This is a genomic window from Pseudomonas sp. LBUM1656 (assembly GCF_059716065.1).
In genome coordinates this window covers 2,215,758-2,231,101 of the sequence record NZ_CP166800.1, presented here as the reverse complement: position 1 = coordinate 2,231,101, position 15,344 = coordinate 2,215,758, and the positions used below count along the sequence as shown (strand labels likewise).

Sequence of the window (15,344 nt, the reverse complement as noted above, 5' to 3'; positions counted from 1 at the left end):
ACAATGGCACAAATATCTCAACGATCAGAGCGCATCAACGCCTCCACGCCGCCCTCCATCGACAACACCGCCGAGCGGTTTCGACCTGAATGCTTGGCCTGATACAACGCCGCATCCGCGCGTTCGATGAAGACTTCAATGCTGTCGTGCCCGGTCGGTACGAACGCGTAACAGCCCAGGCTGACCGTCACGTAACCCGTGGGCGAACCGCTGTGGGTGATGTTCTTGTCCATGACGCTGCGGCGGATCTGTTCGGCAATCACCAGCGCGCCGTGAAGGTCAGTGTCGGGCAGCAACACCGCAAACTCCTCGCCGCCATAACGCACCGCTAGATCGGCTTTGCGGTGACAGCAACTCTTGATGGCGCGCGCCACTTCCGCCAGGCAATGGTCCCCCGCCACATGGCCGTACGCATCGTTGTAGCGTTTGAAGTAGTCGATATCGAGCATGATCAGGCTCAGCGAACTCGACTGCCGGGCCCCTCGGCCAAACTCGATGTCCAGCGCCTGCTCGAACAGCCGGCGATTGGCCAGGCCCGTCAAGCTATCGTGAGTGGCGATCAGCTTCAGTGCTTCTTTCGCCTTGCGCAAATCGGCCTCGACCCGTACGCCGACGCGCACCTGGCGAACGAACACCCAACCGAACAGACCCACCCCCAACACCACCAGGGCAACAATGAAGCTGGATTGAAACGCTGTTTCGTACCATTCCTTGAGAATCGAATCCCTGGACGATGCCGCCGAGACCACCAGCGGATAGGCATCGAGCTGACGGTAGCCGTACAAACGCACGACGCCATCGACCACCGAGCGGATCATCGCGTTGCCGGCGGGCGCGCTGGGCAAGTATTTCTGAAAGATTTCGCCCTTGGCCAGGGACGTGCCGATCTGTGACTCCACAAACGGCCTGCGTGCCAGCAACGTACCGTCGGTCAACGCCAAAAACATCGAGCCGTTGTCATCGATACTGAAGCTTTTGAAGAACTGATCGAAGTAGGCCATTTTGATCCCGGCCAACACCACACCCTGGAAGTTGCCCTTCTTGTCATTCACCCGTTTGGATACCGGAATGATCCACTCGCCATTCTCCCGACTGCGAAGTGCCGGGCCGATGTGCGCGAGGGTGGACGCGTTCTGCTGGTGGAACTTGAAGTACTCCCGATCCGACACGCCCGGACCGCGGTTCAAATCCTCGAACGAGGTCACGACCCACTGCCCTTGCTTGTCGAACAGAAATATTCCGTGCAGTTGACCCAGCGCCTGCACCCGCCGGGCGAAGGTTTTCTGCAAGCGTGGTTTCTGTGCCGCGCCGTAGCCATCGGCCTGAATCCAGTCCACCAGACTGGTCAACACCAGGTCGGCTTTCATGAAGGTGTCTTCGGCCTGCTGCGCCATGGCGCGAGTCAGGTTCGACGACGAAACCTGCGCCACCTCCAACGCGTGGCGGCGCGATTGCTCCAGCTGCAGGTACAGCAAACCACAGAGACACAGGCACACCGTCGCAATAAACAGCACCGCTGCTTTTAGCAGAGATAACCGTTTCAAAGCGACGCCTGGGGTTTGCTGCGGGTCTTGAGTGAGGATTGGCAAAGCTCGTCCTGTAAGGGCAAGGCATGGGCGAAGGCCCAAAGCCCTTATTTTTTGTGAGCTTAGTCTACGCGGGGGTGACGGGCAATTGTCCTTTGGATAGCCGCCGCATCGCACTGTGCAAATGCGCCCGTGCGCTTTCCGCATCGCCCAGGCGCATTTGCTCGTAGGCTCTCTGGGCAATCTCATGGGGCACCGGCTTGAGTTCACGCTGGGTCGCCATTGCCATCAGTTGCACCTGCGCGGCACGCTCAAGGTAATACAAATCATCCCAGGCTTCAGCGATGGTCGGCCCGGCGACGATGACGCCGTGATTCTTGAGAAACAGGATGTCGGCGTTGCCCATGACACTGGCAATCCGGTCGCCTTCGGATTCATCGAGGGCCAGGCCGTTGTAGTCCTCGTCCACCGCCGTGCGTCCGTAAAATTTCAGCGCCGTCTGCCCCAGCCACAACAGTGGCGGCCCCTGCAGCAAGCACAACGCCGTGGCGTGAGGCATGTGGGTGTGGAACGCCACTTTCACCCTCGGCAGCTGTTTATGCAGGCGGGCGTGGATGTAAAACGCCGTCGCCTCGGGCTGCCCATCGCCGTCCACGACATTGCCGTGGAAGTCGCACACCAGCAGATTCTGCGCCGTCACCTCGGCGAATGCGTACCCGTAGGGATTCACAAAAAACAGATCATCCCGGCCCGGCAACATCGCCGAAAAATGGTTGCAGATGCCCTCCTCCAGCCCATGCAGCGCGGCCAGTTGAAAACACGCGGCCAACTCCGTGCGGGCAGTGATGGCGGCTTGCGAGTCCAGGTTGAGGTCGGCATAACGCGCGGAACGCGAACTGCCTGCAAGGGTGTGTGCCATGGCGAGGTCTCCGTGTTTTTACCAGCCCAGGGATTTGAACAAAGGCACGACCTGATCCAGCGTGCTCAATATCGCATCGGGCCGGTAGTCCGGCAGCAATTGCCGACCCGTGCCACGGTCGATCCACACGCAGCGAAAGTGCATGTCTCGGGCGGCGGTGTGATCCAGCGTCGGGCTGGCGCAGATGTGGACCACTTGATCCCGGCTGACACCGAGCTGCTCATGAGCGTAGTCAAACAACCGCGGATTCGGCTTGTAAGCCCCCGCCTGTTGCGCGGTGATGACCCGATCGATGTACCCGCCGAGTTGCGCGACGTTGCCGGCGATGATGTCGTCGTCGGTGTTGGACACGATGCACAACTTGAAGCCCATCGCCTTGAGTTTTCCGAGTGTCTCGATCACTTCAGAGAACGGCGGCATCCGCGGAATCGCTCCGGCCAACCGCTGACTGTCTTCGGGCAGGCTCGACAGGCCCAACTCCTCCAGGGCGAGTTGCAACCCCAGCGTACTCAGTTGGCGAAACGAGCGATGCGGCGGAATCTGTTCCAGCCGATGTTCAAGGCGGTCGTAGACCTCGATCAGGCGAGCGACTTCAACGCTGTGGTCGCCTTTGTCGTGCAGGATTTCAGCGACCACGGCCTTGAGACCTTCATCCCACTGAATCAAGGTGCCGTAGCAATCGAAGGTCAGCCATTCGGGGCGCGAGGTGTTTTCGAGTGTCATGTTCATATCCTCTGAAGGGTGGTCTTCAGATTACGAGCCGTTGGTGATAGTGTGAAATTAAATTAATATCGACTAGTCAGTGACAAATCAAATATCAAGGAGGCCGCCATGCTTGATCTTGAATTGCTCAAGACCTTCGTCTGCGTGGTCGATGAAGGCAGCTTCACTCGCGCCGCCGAACGTGTGCATCGAACCCAATCCACTGTGAGCCAGCAGGTTCGCAAGCTGGAAGAGTTAGTCGGTCATCCCCTGCTGCTGCGTGACCGCACCGGGCAGAACGTCAACCTCACCGAGCATGGCGAACTGCTGATTCACTACGCCCGGCGCTTGCTGACCCTGTCCTCTGAAGCGGTTGAAGCGCTGGCGAGCGACCTGGATCTGGAGATCCTGCGTATCGGCGTGCCGGAGGACTTCGATGCGCGACGCATGGCGCTGATCCTTGCCGGCTTCAATCGCGCGCGGCCGCAAGCCCGACTGGAAACCGTCAGCGGCATGAGTACCGATCTGAAACAGAAACTCGCATCAGGCGAGATCGACATCGCCCTGATCAAACGCGAACCGGACAGCGGCCCCTGCTGGGCGGCGTGGCCGGAAGTGCTGGTGTGGGTCAAAGGTGCGGGCGTGGACTCGGCCAACGGCGTGTTGCCATTGGCGTTGTTTCCGCAAGGCTGCATTTATCGGCAGCGGGCGATCCGCTTGCTGGACGTGGCACAGCGACCCTGGCGGGTGGCGTTTGGCAGCCACAGTTTGACCGGGATCCAGGCGGCGGTGGCGTCGGGGTTGGGGGTGTCCGTACTGCCGGCGTCGGCGGTGTTGCCGGAGCACAGCGTGTGCACCGATCTGCCGGAGTTGCCGCCGACGGAGCTGGCGTTGATCAGCCGGGAGGGAGCGTTGACCGGGTTGCAGCGGGATCTGGTGGAGTTCTTGCGGGGAGAGTTGGCGGTCTTGGGCAATTGAGTGTGAGTAGAAATGATTTGTCACGCTTGCGACGCTGACATGACGCAGGGCAAAGCCCGGATGGCATTGAAGGAGCTACGATTACTCTTACATCACGACAGGGAATCGAAATGAGTAAGGCAGACGAACTCGCGGCGAAGTTGAAACATACCCGACCTACCAGCGCGGATCAGATGATCGACAGCTGGCCCGGCCAAGTCTACGAGTTGTATGAGCAGATCGAGGCGTGGCTGCTGCCAGTGACCGAGGTGGGCCTGGTCCTGCGGCGTAATCCCACGCATGTCTTCGAGTGCGATTCAGAGGGTGCGACTTTCGATTACGCGATCGACCAATTGCTGATCGAAGGTAATGAGCACGGCATCACCTTCGACCCCGTTGCACGCTTCACCGAAGATGGCGCTGGGCGGGTCGAGATTCACTCGAAAGGCAAAGAACTCGCGCTGCTGCGCACGGTGGACGAGCATGGCGAAACACATTGGTGGCTACAGGCGATAGAGCAGGCCGGACAGCAACTGGACGCAGTCGCGCTGACTGAACACAACTTGCTGGCGGTGGTGCAAGAAGGGCTAGGGCTTTAGAAAGCCGGAACGAAAAACCGGCCAGGGGACGGCTTATCAAAACAAGCCCACTCCCCTACTGCCGCGCCGGCCCCGCCGCTACCACCGATCCCACCGCCGAATGCAAATCCAGCACTGGCACCGGCGACGGCCGGTTCAGCGCCCGCAATACCGGCGCATCGTAGCCATACACATCAGGCTTGAACGCCACTCGCCCGTCACTGCCCAAATCGACGGTCCAGTAAGCCAGCAACACCGGCACTTTCACCGGAAGCCGGATGTTCTCGGTCTTGCCGTTGGCCAACTGTTTTTGAATCCCCTCGCTGTTCCAGCGGACCGGGTCGTTGAACAACAATTCCACCAGTTTCAGCGGATTCTCTACCCGAATGCAGCCCGAACTGGTCGCGCGGACGGTTTTGGCAAACAACTCACGATGCGGCGTGTCATGGAGGTAGATCGCATAGTCGTTGGGAAAGCGGATGACCACTTGGCCGAGCGAGCTGTCGGGCCCCGCATCCTGGCGCAGGGTGAGGCCGCGCGGATTGGTCCAGTCGACGGTCGACGGATCGAGCACATTGCCTTCGCGATCCAGCACCCGAATCCGGTTGGCCGCGAGGTAGCCGGGGTTGCTCTGAACCTTGGGCAGCATGTCTTCCTTAAGGATCGTTGGCGGCACGGTCCAGGTCGGGTTAAACGTGATGTAAGTAATCTGCGCCTGGAAGATCGGCGTATTGCGCGCCGTTTTGCCGACCTGCACCCGGGATCGCCAGATCGGCAGGCCATCGCGGTACATCGCCACCTTATAGCCGGCGATATCGACAATAACGAACGTGCCCTGAAGTTTGTAGAGCAGCCAGCGTGCGCGCTCCATGTTCACCCGGACCTGGTCGATTCGCGCATCAACGGGCACGTTCAACGCCGCCAGTGTTGTCGCCCCGGCCATGCCGTCAGCGCCAAGGTATTGCTCGTTTTGATATTTTTTCACCGCTGCGGTGACGGCCCCGTCGTACTGGGTGCCGTGAATCAATCGTGGATCGAGGAAACCTGCCGTGACCATCCTTGCGCGCAACTGCGCGACCGCCGGTTCGTCCATGCCCGGTTTGAGCGAATGGTCGACCACCACTTTCGGCCAGCCACCCCTATCCCGGATACCGCGCAGTTGCGCCAAGGCCTGACGCAAACCGACGTACACCGCTTCCTGTGGCGGCGCCTGGGCAAACGCCTTGGCCACGTCGTGATTGTCGAGCGCCGCGAAGAAGGCATTGACGTCGTCACGTGGATCGACGCCGTTCGAATCAAAGTTCCAGTGAATATCCAGCCGCGAAGGGTCAACCTTGCCCCGCCGCAACTGCAGCAGCGCGGTGATAAACGTATGCGTGGTCGCCAAATCAAAAGCCGCCCGCTGCTCGGGCGTTACCGGCGTGGTCTGCATCGTGGTTTGCGACCGGACCAGTTCATCAATATGAAAGTCCGCCGGGGTCAAGCCATCGGCCTCGGTCGCGTTCAGGCTGGCGATCAATTGCGCGACATCGCTGTCATTCGTCCACGCCGCGCGATAGGCACGATGGGTATAAAAATCCATGACCAGACGGCTGACATCCACACGCCGATTGCGTGATGCGGTGAGCAATGGCGGAAACGCGGTTTTCAGCGGCTCAAGAGAGGCCTGGATCGCTTGACCGACGTTATCGTCCGCTGCGGCCTCGATCATGGAGCTAGTCGCATTTGCCGGCTCAATCGACGAAGTTTCTGCGAGCGCCGTGCCGCTGATCAGAAAGCCCATAAAAAATACGCGGCTTATGACGAATAACCTTGTTAAAAGCACCATGAATAATCCTTAATCTCCCGCATTCAACGCCTGGCTGCCAACGCACTGCTAGACTCGAACTTAACATGATGAGACATCTATATGGCGCCACTACGTTTTGGCTATCTACTATCGGCCCTGCTACTGACTGCAATGTCCGTACCGTCAGCCTACGCCGATTCTCTCGCGGCCGCCCTCATCAAAGCGGCTCCGAAGGCTAACGCCAACGTCATCAATCTCGCCGTTCGCGCCTCGCAATGCAGCATCGCCCAAGGCAAAGCGCCTGCCCAAAGACTTGCGGTCATCGACTATTCCCTGCCATCGACCGAACAGCGCCTCTGGGTATTCGATTTAAAGAAGCGCAAGTTGCTGTTTCATGAACTGGTCGCTCATGGTCGAAACAGCGGCGAGAACATGGCGGTCAACTTCTCCAATCAAAACGAAAGCTTCGCTACCAGTCTCGGCTTGTACCGCACACAGTCAAGTTATGTCGGGCAGAACGGCTACTCGCTGCGCATGGAAGGCCTGGAGCCGGGTTTCAATGACAACGCGTTTGACCGGGCTATCGTGATTCATGGCGCGCCTTATGTGAGTCCGGTCCTGGCCCGTGCGAATGGGCGGATTGGCAGGAGCCTCGGTTGTCCGGCAGTCAGACCGGCGGTTGCTCGTCGGCTGATTGATTCGATGAAAGGTGGGCAGCTGTTGTTCTCTTACTATCCGGATCAGCGCTGGTTGAAGTCTTCTTCGTATATCAATTGTGGCAGCGGCACCGTGGCTGATACATCCGTACCCAAGAAACACCTTTAAGGTAAGGCGCCCGTTCAGTGGCGCCTCCCTCCTGCTTCAACGCGCCTACACTGGCGAAACTGTCAAAATTGTAATCCTGGCCTCAGCCTTCTGAAAGGCACCGCTCGTTAGCCTCGTCGTCAAGCTAGCTCCAAGCTGACGGACAGGGAATACAACAGCATGCATTCCAACACCACAAGACGCACCTTCGTGAAAGGGCTGGCCGCGGGCGGGCTGCTTGGTGGCCTCGGCTTATGGCGCACGCCGGTCTGGGCACTCACCAGCCCCGGCGAATCTCAGGTGTTAGCGGGCACCGACTTCAATCTGTCGATTGGCGAAACCCCAGTCAACATCACCGGCACCCCGCGCACCGCCATGGCCATCAACGGCGGCATTCCCGGTCCGCTGCTGCGCTGGCGCGAAGGCGACACGGTGACGTTGCGGGTGAGCAACAAGCTCAAGGTCGACACGTCCATTCACTGGCACGGCATCTTGCTGCCAGCCAACATGGACGGCGTACCGGGCTTGAGTTTTCACGGCATCGAACCGGGCGGTCTGTACGTTTACCAATTCACAGTCCGGCAGAACGGCACCTACTGGTATCACAGCCATTCGGGCCTTCAGGAGCAGTCCGGCGTTTACGGCCCGTTGGTCATCGATGCCAAGGAGCCAGAGCCGTTCCAGTACGACCGCGATTACGTGGTGATGCTGACCGACTGGACCGACGAAGACGCCGTCAGCCTGATGAAGACGCTGAAAAAACAGGCGGATTACTACAACCACAACAAGCGCACCGTGGGTGATTTCATCCACGACGTCAGCGAAAAAGGTTGGGGGGCCACGGTCGCGGATCGAACGATGTGGGCCGAGATGAAGATGAATCCCACGGACATCGCCGACGTCAGTGGCGCCACTTACACCTACCTGATGAACGGCCAGGCACCCGACATGAACTGGACCGGTGTATTCCGCCCCGGCGAGAAGCTGCGGCTGCGGTTTATCAATGGCTCCGCCATGAGCTACTTCGACGTGCGCATTCCCGGGCTGAAAATGACGGTGGTCGCAGCCGACGGCTTGCACATCAAACCGGTGAGCGTCGACGAGTTTCGCATCGCGGTTGCAGAGACGTTTGACGTGATTGTCGAGCCGACCGAAGCGGCTTACACCCTGTTCGCGCAATCGATGGATCGCACGGGGTTTGCACGGGGCACGCTGGCAACAGAGCCTGGATTGTCGGCTCCGATCCCTGCGCTGGACCCTCGTCCGTTGGTGACCATGGATGACATGGGCATGGGCGGGATGGATCACGGCAGCATGGGCGATATGGCGGGCATGGATCACAGCAACATGGCCGGCATGCAATCTCATCCGGACACCGAAAAAGACAACCCGTTGGTGGACATGCAAGCCATGACCAGCTCGCCCAAACTCGATGACCCTGGACTGGGACTGCGCAACAACGGGCGCCGAGTTCTGACCTACTCCGACCTGCGCAGCACTTTCGAAGACCCGGACGGCCGCGAACCCGGCCGCACCATTGAACTGCACCTCACCGGCCACATGGAGAAATTCGCCTGGTCGTTCAACGGCGTGAAATTCTCCGACGCCGAGCCGCTGCGCCTCAAGTACGGCGAGCGGGTCCGCGTGGTGTTGGTCAACGACACGATGATGACCCACCCCATTCACATGCACGGCATGTGGAGCGACCTCGAAGACGAGAACGGCGAGTTCATGGTGCGCAAACACACCATCGACATGCCGCCCGGCTCCCGGCGCAGCTATCGGGTCACCGCCGATGCGCTGGGCCGCTGGGCCTATCACTGCCATCTCCTGTACCACATGGAAATGGGCATGTTCCGTGAAGTTCGGGTGGAAGAATGAGGCGCATCCCATGACCAGATTGACTCCCATCTCTTTAGCACTCGTGACCGCGGGCCTGACGCTTTCTTCGGCAATGGCCGCCACCGACGACATGCAGAGCATGGACCATAACCAGATGACCGGAATGGACCACAGCCAAATGCAAAGCATGGATGACGGCCAGATGCAGCCCGCCGCGCCGACCGAAAGCCGCACGCCCATCCCGACGCTGACCGATGCCGACCGCGCCGCCGTGTACGCCAGCCCGACCGGCCACGGCGTGCATGACACCGCACTCAACTATTACTTCCTCGCCGACAAACTCGAATGGCAGGACGCGGACAACGGCAGCGCCCTGGCCTGGGACTTATCAGGCTGGGTCGGCGGCGACATCGACCGTCTGTGGCTGCGCTCCGAAGGCGAACGCATCAACGGCAAGACCGAAGACGCCGAAATCCAGGCCCTGTGGGGCCACGCGATCTCCCCGTGGTGGGACGTGGTGAGCGGCGTGCGCCAGGATTTCAAACCCGGCAAACCACAAACCTGGGCCGCCTTCGGTGTGCAAGGCATGGCGCTGTACAACTTTGAAACCGAAGCCACGGCCTTCATCGGTGAGGATGGCCAAACCGCTGCACGACTGGAAGGCGACTACGACATCCTGCTGACCAACCGGCTCATCCTGCAGCCGACCGCCGAGCTCAACTTCTACGGCAAAAACGATCCGCAACGGGGTATCGGCTCCGGGTTATCCAACACCGAGGCCGGTCTACGGCTGCGCTACGAAATCCGCCGCGAATTCGCGCCCTACATCGGCGTAACCTGGAACCGCACTTACGGCAAAACGGCCGACTACGCCAACGATGAAGGCGAGGATCGCAGCGAAGCGCGCCTGGTCCTCGGTGTTCGGCTGTGGTTCTAAACGCTTCAACAAAAACCAAAAACCAACCGTTTAAAACGGTAAGAGGCCTCGCATGCGCATGATCAAAAACACCCTTGTTGCCCTGGGGCTGCTGATGAGCTCACTCGCTCAAGCCCATCCGAAACTACTGTCCTCCTCCCCCACTGAAGGTGCAGACGGCGTAGCACCCGCCAAAATCGAACTGCACTTTTCCGAAAACCTCATGACCCAGTTTTCTGGCGCGAAACTGGTCATGACCGAAATGCCCGGCATGGCCCACGCCCCCATGCCGATGAAGGCCAAAGTCTCGGGCGGCAGCGATCCGAAAACCATGGTCATCACCCCGCTTTCGCCACTGCCCGTCGGCACCTACAAAGTCGAATGGCGCGCGGTGTCTTCGGACACACACCCGATCACCGGCAACGTTACGTTCAAAGTGAAGTGATTAATGAGCGACTCGATCGGCATTGCCCTGCGGTTTGGCTTGTATGTGGATTTGATGCTGCTGTCGGGCTTGCCGCTGTTTGGGTTTTACAGCCTTAAAGGGCGGGAACGCGTGTCGGGCGCTGTGTTGCCCTTTCGATTGATGCTGGCGGGGACGGCGGCGCTTGGTTTGCTGTTGTCTATCGCGAGCATGGTGGTGATGGCGAGCGGCATGAGCGGTGAAACAGACTTTGCCGAGTTGCGTCCACACATCGAGATGATGGTGTTGGAAACGGACATGGGCCTGGCCTGGGTCGTGCGTATTGTCGCACTGGTTGTTGGAGGATTGGCGGTGACGCTAAACCATCGTGCCCCCGGCTTTAGCTTGCTGGTTGCTGCGATTGCTGGCGGTATCGCTCTCGCCTCTCTCGCCTGGAACGGACATGGGGCGATGGATGAAGGCATCCGCCGTGTCTGGCATTTCACTACCGACATCCTGCACTTGCTGGCTGCTGGCGTGTGGCTGGGAGCGCTGGTTGCGCTTGCGTTGATGGCAAAAAATGTTCTGCAAACCGAAGAGCGCATCCGACTGCTGGCCCGCGCAGTCAAACGGTTTGAATCGGTGGGCGCGTTGATTGTGGTCGTCATCACCGTCACGGGTGTTGTGAACTATCTCTTCATCGTTGGGCTTCAGCTTGATAAAGTATTTCTAAGCACTTACGGGATTTTGCTGTTTATCAAAGTCGCCTTGTTTACGGGGATGCTGGTGCTCGCCGCGTTGAACCGGTTTCACCTTGGACCGGCTTTGCAACTGGCGTTGCGCAAAGGGCAATTTCGGGTGGCGGCGAATGCATTGCAGCGCAGCGTGGTAGTGGAGTTGATGGCGGCGATGTTGATTGTGGGTTTGGTGGCTTGGTTGGGGACGTTGAGTCCAGAGATGGAAGTCAGCGCGGAGTCACGTAAAGGGGCACCAGTTGATATGGATCAATGATGGCCTCTTGCTCGGGGCTAAGCTCAAGAAAAGCCCTCGGATCAGGTACACACAATGCTCTGGCTCCGCACTCACCTACCGCTGCTGAACAGCCAAGTGCTCGCACTGTGGCTGCTGGCCTTTGCAGTAGCGGCGAGCCAGGGATGCCTGAGCCCGCCTCCTCATGACCTGACCGCCACCCATGAAATTACTCACAGCGCCGACCCTGTCGACAGTCATGAGCTGCATGCCAGCGGCTGCCTGCAGTACTGCGATCACAGCTCCACAGCGCTGAGCCCCACTCTGACCCTGCCCACCTTCGAACACACCCTTTGGGTCGTCCTGTTCCTGCTGCCTGCACTGATTCTGAGTGCCCGCCCACAGACTCGGTTCGCGTTTCTCACCCTACACAGCCCGGCGCCACCCCGGCCGCCAGCGCGTCTGCGCTTCGTTCGCTTCAACGATTAAAACCACGATCCGAGCGTCCGGAGTTCCGGCCGCCCCCCCTTTGGCTTCGCCTCTTTAGCGCGGCTCAATAATTCCTATACGTCCCTGACTCACTGGAGATTGCCATGCATACGCACTTCAAAGCACTCGTCGCCGCACTGCTCATCAGTAGCCCATTGGTTGCTATGGCCGTCGAGGAACATCATCCCGACACATCGCCAGCCACACCGGCCACCGCCACCGCCACCGCCACCACGCAAGACAAAGCCATGAGCGAGCAGATGGAAAAAATGCAGGCGACCCACGAAAAAATGATCGCCGCCAAAACCCCGGCCGAGCGCCAGGCCGCCATGCAAGAAGGCATGGCCACGATGAAGGCCAGCATGGGCATGATGCACAACCATTGCCAAGGCATGGGCATGGGCAAAGGCATGTCCGGCGGTAAGGACCACTCAGAACAGATGATGGGCATGATGATGAAAATGATGGATCAGCAGTCGAGCATGATGAAGATGCCGATGGCGCAGTAACCGCCTGAAAGAAGCGCTTGACCTTGCCATCGTGGCAAGGTCAACCATCGATGCACGTCATCACACCACCTGCCACTCACCATAGAAGAGGTTTACGTAATGAACAGTACTGAACTGCAAGTCGAAGGCATGAGTTGCGGCAGCTGCGCCAAACACGTCAACGCTGCGTTGCTGCCGCTGGCCGGGGTTGGTGAAGTGACTGTCGACCTCGCGTCCGGCCGGGTCAAAGTGACCGGGGACACCGACAGTAACGCCCTGTTATCGGCACTGAATGAGGCAGGGTATCCGGCAAGCGTGTTCACGGGAAAAGGCCCCGAAAACATCAAGAAAAAGTCGGGGTGCGGCGGTTCCAGTTGCTGCTGCCACTGAGTCCGAACGGTCAAAATGACGTCGAGGCCAGACGGCATTTTGCAAACACAAAAATGGGCGCTCCTACGATGAGCGCCCTTTTTCGTCGTGGATAGCCGCCGAGAAACTGTTTCACTACACTCCATTTTCTTCAAACCCACCCTCATAAAAGCCCGCCAAAAATGAAAACCATAAAATGCACAATGATGCTCGGTGGCCTGCTCGCGCTCTCCTTAGGCGCTCAGGCACAGGACGGCCCTTCGCACCTGGACAGCATCATCCTGCAAGGCCAACTGCGTGTGTGTACGACGGGCGACTACAAACCCTATACCTCCAAAGTCGAGAACGGCGAGTACTCGGGGATCGACATCGCCATGGCCCGCTCATTGGCCGACAGCCTGGGCGTCAAAGTCGAGTGGGTGCAAACCACGTGGAAAACCCTGATGCCCGACATGCTGGCCGGCAAATGCGACATCGGCGTCGGCGGCATCTCGGTCACCCTGGAACGCCAGAAAAAAGCCTTCTTCAGCACCACACTGGATGTCGACGGCAAGATCCCGTTAGTGCGCTGCGAAGATCAGGCGCTGTATCAGACTGTCGAGCAAATCAACCAGCCTTCGGTTCGCTTGGTTGAACCGGCCGGCGGTACTAACGAAGCGTTTGTTCACGCATTTCTGCCCAAGGCGCAATTAAGCCTTCACGACAACGTGACCATCTTTCAGGAACTGTTGGATAAGAAGGCTGACGTGATGATTACCGATGCGTCGGAAGCGTTGTATCAGCAGAAACTCAAACCCGGGTTGTGTGCGGTAAATCCGAGCCAGTTTATGCAGTACGGCGAGAAAGCCTACTTGCTGCCCCGCGATGACATGACCTGGAAGTTGTATGTCGACCAATGGCTGCACTTGGCCAAGGTGACCGGCAACTATCAGAAAGTCCTGAGCCAATGGATCGCAACGCCCGCCACCAAGTAACCGCCACAACCACGCCCCCTCTAGCAGCTGGCGCAGCCTGCGTCTGGCTGCGAAGCAGTCGCCAACTCAGCACTCACAGTGCATCAGATAACAACGCAACCCGGCGGAAAGAGCTTCCGCCGAGGCGTTACGCCTTAGTCGTCGTGCAGCAACCCGGAACTGTACTCGCTGAAACTGCTACCGATCGGGCTCCCGCCGAGGTTCAACTTGTTGGCGCCATGGCCATCGAACGATTGGCAGCCTTCTGAAAAACAGGTGCTGGTGCTGACGCCTGAGCAGGCGCTTAGCAGCAAAGCGCTGGTGATCATCACGACTTTTAAAAGGTTTGAGATCATTTTTCAGGTTCCTGGGGGGGAAGCGTGGTGGTGTGAACGTTGCTACTCATCCTAGGATGCCAATTCGTCAGACATCATGAAATTGGGCTGGGAGACAGGATTGGTTCAGCTACGGCGGTTTCTTGATGCAAAAAAGGGCGCTCTCTTCTACTGCAACGCCACCTAGTAAGACTCGCCCCAACCTCAAAAGCCCATTCCTGATAAACTCCCCCACCACCCAGCCCCACCGATTCCAGATCCCCAATGCCCCCAATCACCGCCACACCCGCCCCGCTCTCCCGCCGCTTCTCCGTCGCCCCGATGATGGATTGGACCGATAGACACTGCCGCTTCTTCCTGCGCTTATTGTCAAAAAACGCCCTCCTCTACACCGAAATGGTCACTACCGGCGCGCTGCTCAATGGCGATCACGACCGTTTCCTCCGCCACAACGAAGCCGAACACCCGCTCGCCCTGCAACTCGGTGGCAGCGTTCCATTGGATCTGGCCGCCTGCGCCCGTATGGCCCAGGACCACGGCTACGACGAGGTAAACCTGAACGTCGGCTGCCCCAGTGACCGGGTGCAGAACAATATGATCGGTGCGTGCCTGATGGGGCATCCGCAGTTGGTGGCGGATTGTGTGAAGGCGATGCGGGATGCGGTGTCGATTCCGGTGACGGTTAAGCATCGGATCGGGATTAATGGGCGGGACAGTTACGAAGAGTTGTGTGATTTCGTCGGCACGGTTCGGGATGCCGGGTGCACGAGTTTTACGGTGCATGCGCGGATTGCGATTCTGGAGGGGTTGTCGCCGAAGGAGAACCGCGACATTCCGCCTTTGCGCTATGACGTGGCGGCGCGGTTGAAAACGGATTTTCCGGAGCTGGAGATTATTCTCAACGGCGGGATCAAGACACTGGAAGCCTGTCACGAACATTTGCAGACGTTCGACGGCGTGATGTTGGGCCGTGAGGCCTATCACAACCCTTACGTGATGGCTGAGGTGGATCAGCAACTGTTCGGCAGCACGGCGCCGGTGATCAGCCGGGCCGAGGCGCTGGCGCAGTTGCGGCCTTATATAGCGGCGCATATTGATGCAGGTGGTTCGATGCACCATATCACCCGGCATGTGCTGGGGCTGGGCACCGGGTTCCCGGGGGCGCGCAAGTTTCGGCAGTTGTTGTCGGTGGATATTCACAAGGCGAAAGAGCCTTTGGTATTGCTGGATCAGGCGGCGGAGTTGCTTGAAGGTCGTTAATGGTCAGCGTTTTATCGAAGTAAATACCAGGCTGGTGGGTCCGCA

17 protein-coding genes are annotated in these 15,344 nt (G+C 59.0%); 12 read left to right on the top strand and 5 right to left on the bottom strand.

The window, feature by feature from the left end; translation table 11 throughout:
* Positions 1 to 17 precede the first annotated feature (17 nt).
* The 3 genes from ACA072_RS10020 to ACA072_RS10010 form a co-directional block, all read right to left on the bottom strand.
* Entirely contained in the window at positions 18 to 1,589 is a 1,572-nt protein-coding gene (locus tag ACA072_RS10020; protein ID WP_497624162.1) for a sensor domain-containing diguanylate cyclase, read from the bottom strand.
* A 64-nt stretch (positions 1,590 to 1,653) separates the two neighbouring features.
* Positions 1,654 to 2,445, bottom strand: coding sequence for an aldolase (locus tag ACA072_RS10015; RefSeq protein WP_497624161.1), 792 nt, complete (start codon positions 2,443 to 2,445; stop codon positions 1,654 to 1,656).
* Between the two features lie 18 nt (positions 2,446 to 2,463).
* Positions 2,464 to 3,168, bottom strand: a complete 705-nt coding sequence (locus tag ACA072_RS10010) for a haloacid dehalogenase type II (RefSeq protein ID WP_497624160.1) — start codon at positions 3,166 to 3,168, stop codon at positions 2,464 to 2,466.
* Between the two features lie 108 nt (positions 3,169 to 3,276).
* On the opposite strand from ACA072_RS10010, the gene ACA072_RS10005 reads away from it, so the two are divergent.
* Complete coding sequence (locus tag ACA072_RS10005; protein ID WP_497624159.1) at positions 3,277 to 4,125, top strand: LysR substrate-binding domain-containing protein; 849 nt, start codon at positions 3,277 to 3,279, stop codon at positions 4,123 to 4,125.
* 110 nt (positions 4,126 to 4,235) lie between these two features.
* Entirely contained in the window at positions 4,236 to 4,703 is a 468-nt protein-coding gene (locus tag ACA072_RS10000; protein WP_497624158.1) for a hypothetical protein, read from the top strand.
* A 55-nt stretch (positions 4,704 to 4,758) separates the two neighbouring features.
* Here ACA072_RS10000 and ACA072_RS09995 read toward each other — a convergent pair whose 3' ends face one another.
* Positions 4,759 to 6,510: a L,D-transpeptidase family protein gene (locus tag ACA072_RS09995; protein WP_497624157.1), complete on the bottom strand. Its 1,752-nt coding sequence runs from the start codon at positions 6,508 to 6,510 to the stop codon at positions 4,759 to 4,761.
* A gap of 81 nt (positions 6,511 to 6,591) precedes the next feature.
* Between ACA072_RS09995 and ACA072_RS09990 the strand changes: the two genes are divergently transcribed.
* The 9 genes from ACA072_RS09990 (at position 6,592) to ACA072_RS09950 (ending at position 13,725) form a co-directional block, all read left to right on the top strand.
* On the top strand, positions 6,592 to 7,296 hold the full coding sequence (locus tag ACA072_RS09990; protein ID WP_497624156.1) for a murein L,D-transpeptidase catalytic domain family protein: 705 nt from the start codon (positions 6,592 to 6,594) through the stop codon (positions 7,294 to 7,296).
* Between the two features lie 159 nt (positions 7,297 to 7,455).
* Positions 7,456 to 9,156, top strand: a complete 1,701-nt coding sequence (locus ACA072_RS09985) for a copper resistance system multicopper oxidase (protein WP_497624155.1) — start codon at positions 7,456 to 7,458, stop codon at positions 9,154 to 9,156.
* A gap of 10 nt (positions 9,157 to 9,166) precedes the next feature.
* Entirely contained in the window at positions 9,167 to 10,054 is an 888-nt protein-coding gene (locus tag ACA072_RS09980) for a copper resistance protein B (protein ID WP_497624154.1), read from the top strand.
* Between the two features lie 52 nt (positions 10,055 to 10,106).
* Positions 10,107 to 10,478 (top strand): copper homeostasis periplasmic binding protein CopC, encoded by a 372-nt coding sequence (gene copC / locus ACA072_RS09975; protein ID WP_497624153.1) that lies wholly within the window; start codon positions 10,107 to 10,109, stop codon positions 10,476 to 10,478.
* 3 nt (positions 10,479 to 10,481) lie between these two features.
* The gene (gene copD / locus ACA072_RS09970; protein WP_497624152.1) at positions 10,482 to 11,447 is read left to right on the top strand and encodes a copper homeostasis membrane protein CopD; all 966 of its coding nucleotides are present in this window, start codon (positions 10,482 to 10,484) and stop codon (positions 11,445 to 11,447) included.
* 54 nt (positions 11,448 to 11,501) lie between these two features.
* The gene (locus ACA072_RS09965; RefSeq protein ID WP_497624151.1) at positions 11,502 to 11,894 is read left to right on the top strand and encodes a hypothetical protein; all 393 of its coding nucleotides are present in this window, start codon (positions 11,502 to 11,504) and stop codon (positions 11,892 to 11,894) included.
* Between the two features lie 104 nt (positions 11,895 to 11,998).
* Entirely contained in the window at positions 11,999 to 12,403 is a 405-nt protein-coding gene (locus tag ACA072_RS09960) for a hypothetical protein (RefSeq protein ID WP_497624150.1), read from the top strand.
* A 99-nt stretch (positions 12,404 to 12,502) separates the two neighbouring features.
* On the top strand, positions 12,503 to 12,772 hold the full coding sequence (locus ACA072_RS09955) for a heavy-metal-associated domain-containing protein (RefSeq protein WP_497624149.1): 270 nt from the start codon (positions 12,503 to 12,505) through the stop codon (positions 12,770 to 12,772).
* A 161-nt stretch (positions 12,773 to 12,933) separates the two neighbouring features.
* Complete coding sequence (locus ACA072_RS09950; RefSeq protein WP_497624148.1) at positions 12,934 to 13,725, top strand: transporter substrate-binding domain-containing protein; 792 nt, start codon at positions 12,934 to 12,936, stop codon at positions 13,723 to 13,725.
* A gap of 134 nt (positions 13,726 to 13,859) precedes the next feature.
* Here the strand turns inward: ACA072_RS09950 and ACA072_RS09945 are convergent, their stop codons facing one another.
* Complete coding sequence (locus ACA072_RS09945; RefSeq protein WP_497624147.1) at positions 13,860 to 14,060, bottom strand: hypothetical protein; 201 nt, start codon at positions 14,058 to 14,060, stop codon at positions 13,860 to 13,862.
* A 243-nt stretch (positions 14,061 to 14,303) separates the two neighbouring features.
* Between ACA072_RS09945 and dusA the strand changes: the two genes are divergently transcribed.
* Positions 14,304 to 15,299 carry a tRNA dihydrouridine(20/20a) synthase DusA gene (dusA, locus tag ACA072_RS09940; protein WP_497624146.1) on the top strand — a complete coding sequence of 332 codons (996 nt, stop codon included), beginning with the start codon at positions 14,304 to 14,306 and terminating at the stop codon, positions 15,297 to 15,299.
* Positions 15,300 to 15,344 lie beyond the last annotated feature (45 nt).